This window comes from Hungatella hathewayi WAL-18680 (assembly GCF_000235505.1).
Lineage (GTDB): Bacteria > Bacillota > Clostridia > Lachnospirales > Lachnospiraceae > Hungatella_A > Hungatella_A hathewayi_A.
Window position 1 is genome coordinate 461,498 of record NZ_JH379028.1, and the last position, 2,247, is coordinate 463,744.

Sequence of the window (2,247 nt, forward strand, 5' to 3'; positions counted from 1 at the left end):
AAGCAGTACCCTGGTACAGCTGTTTGCCGGCGCCTTAAGCATTGTGGGAACCCTGGCGCTGATGCTCTACACCAACATCTGGCTGACCCTGGTGACCATCGTCCTGATTCCGGTAATGATGAAGGCCGGCGGGGCCGTGGCGGGACGGAGCCAGAAATATTTCTCCGCCCAGCAGTCCTCCCTCGGCGCGGTCAACGGCTATATCGAGGAGACCATCACCGGGCAGAAGGTGGTGAAGGTCTTCTGTCATGAGGAGATTGCGGAGGAGGAATTCCGACTTCTGAACAGGGATTTGAGGGAAAACCAGATTAAGGCCCAGTTCTTCGGCGGCATTATGGGACCGGTGATGGGCAATTTAAGCCAGGTGAACTATTCCCTGACAGCCGTGGTGGGCGGTCTGCTGTGTGTCTTGAGAGGATTTGACGTGGGCGGACTTACCGTGTTCCTCAACTTCTCCAGACAGTTCAGCCGCCCGATCAATGAAATCTCCATGCAGATTTCCAACGTGTTCTCGGCCCTGGCCGGTGCGGAGCGTGTGTTCTCCGTCATGGATGAGGAGCCGGAGCCGGTAAATGACGAGGATGCGGTGGTGCTGGACCCGATGATTGGCCATGTGGTTCTCGACCACGTTACCTTCGGGTATGACGAGGATAAGACCATCTTAAAGGACATCAACCTGTACGCGAAGCCAGGGCAGAAAATCGCCTTTGTTGGTTCCACCGGTGCCGGCAAGACGACGATTACCAACCTGCTGAACCGTTTTTATGATATTCAGTCAGGCGAGATTACCATTGACGGCGTGAATATCCGCCATATCGAGCGCAATAACCTGCGCCAGAATATCGCCATGGTGCTTCAGGATACCCACTTATTTACGGGGACCGTGCGGGAAAATATCCGCTATGGCCGTCTGGATGCCACTGACGAGGAGGTAATCCAGGCCGCGAAGACCGCGTCCGCCCATTCCTTTATCATGCGTCTGCCCCACGGCTATGACACGATGCTGGACGGCGACGGAGCCAACTTAAGCCAGGGACAGCGGCAGCTGCTCAATATTGCCAGAGCCGCCATTTCCAAGGCGCCGATTCTGATTCTGGATGAGGCCACCAGTTCCGTGGATACCAGAACGGAGAAGCATATCGAGCACGGCATGGACCGCCTGATGGCGGACCGCACCACCTTCGTGATTGCCCACCGCCTCTCCACCGTCCGCAATGCCAACGCCATCATGGTGCTGGAGCACGGCGAGATTATTGAGCGCGGCGACCATGATGAACTGCTGGCGATGAAGGGCAGATATTATGAGTTGTATACGGGGTTGAAGGAACTGGATTAAGACGAAATTAGCTTGAGACAGCGCTGGATATAGACAGGACTCAATCAGCATGAAGTTCGATAGCAATAGAATGAAACTTAAGTGAAACAATTAGGAGGAGCGCCACAAAATCACGGAAGATTTGACTGTGATTTTGGTGGCGCTCTTTTTGTTGCGGCCGTATCCGGCCATTCTCTGGACAAAACTTGTCTGACGGCTTATAATATGACAGATTCTGATATTACCGCCCGCACGGCTTGGGAGGTAGTTGATCTACAAGTAACAATGGATTAGAAAGGCGGAAGGAACATGAAAATCAGTTATACGACACTGTCCGTGCCGGAGAAAACGCTGGAGCAGGCGGTGGCGCTGGCATCGGGCTGGCGTCTGGACGGCATCGAATTGAGGGGAAAAGAGTCCGTCCACATTTCCCCGGAGAACAGCTTTGAATACGTGGAAAAAGCCAGAAGACTCATCCGCCAGGCGGGACTTTCGATTCCCTGTCTGACGGCTTACACGAAATTTTACCAGCCCGATGAAATCTCTGCCATTGCGCAGGCGGAGGAGTTGATGAAAATGGTTCATCTGGCGGAGTATCTGGGGGCAGCCACCGTGCGGACCTTCATGGGGGATATCCCCGCCGGAATGGATAGGGAGCGGGCCGACGAGATAGGGAGAGCAGGTTTGAATCACGTGGCCCGGCTGATGGGGAACAGTCCGGTCCAGGTGGTGATTGAGACATGCGGTTCCGTCGGGGACGGCGCCAGTATGGCCCGGATTTTGGACGGTGTTCCCAGGCAGATCGGCGTCCTTCTGGATATCCTTCATCCCTGGGAGATGGGGGAGGAGTATTGAGGAGACATGGAGATTGATCGGAGAGCGGATTTATCACGTGCATCTGAAGGATATCACCGGTACCGTTCCCGGCGGGC

3 protein-coding genes are annotated in these 2,247 nt (G+C 54.9%); all 3 read left to right on the forward strand.

All coding sequences use genetic code 11. The features are described from left to right. The coding region (locus HMPREF9473_RS17915) for an ABC transporter ATP-binding protein (RefSeq protein ID WP_006781605.1) at positions 1–1,336 on the forward strand (1,336 nt) is incomplete at its 5' end. Positions 1,337–1,417: 81 nt separating this feature from the next. Further along, entirely contained in the window at positions 1,418–1,609 is a 192-nt protein-coding gene (locus tag HMPREF9473_RS27945) for a hypothetical protein (protein ID WP_207636800.1), read from the forward strand. A 15-nt stretch (positions 1,610–1,624) separates the two neighbouring features. Continuing rightward, positions 1,625–2,170: a sugar phosphate isomerase/epimerase family protein gene (locus HMPREF9473_RS17920; RefSeq protein WP_006781606.1), complete on the forward strand. Its 546-nt coding sequence runs from the start codon at positions 1,625–1,627 to the stop codon at positions 2,168–2,170. Positions 2,171–2,247 lie beyond the last annotated feature (77 nt).

What these genes read in the sequence shown, in the direction of transcription:
- HMPREF9473_RS17920 (WP_006781606.1), top strand. Translation starts at nt 1,625, where the DNA reads ATGAAAATCAGTTATACGACACTGTCCGTGCCGGAGAAAACGCTGGAG.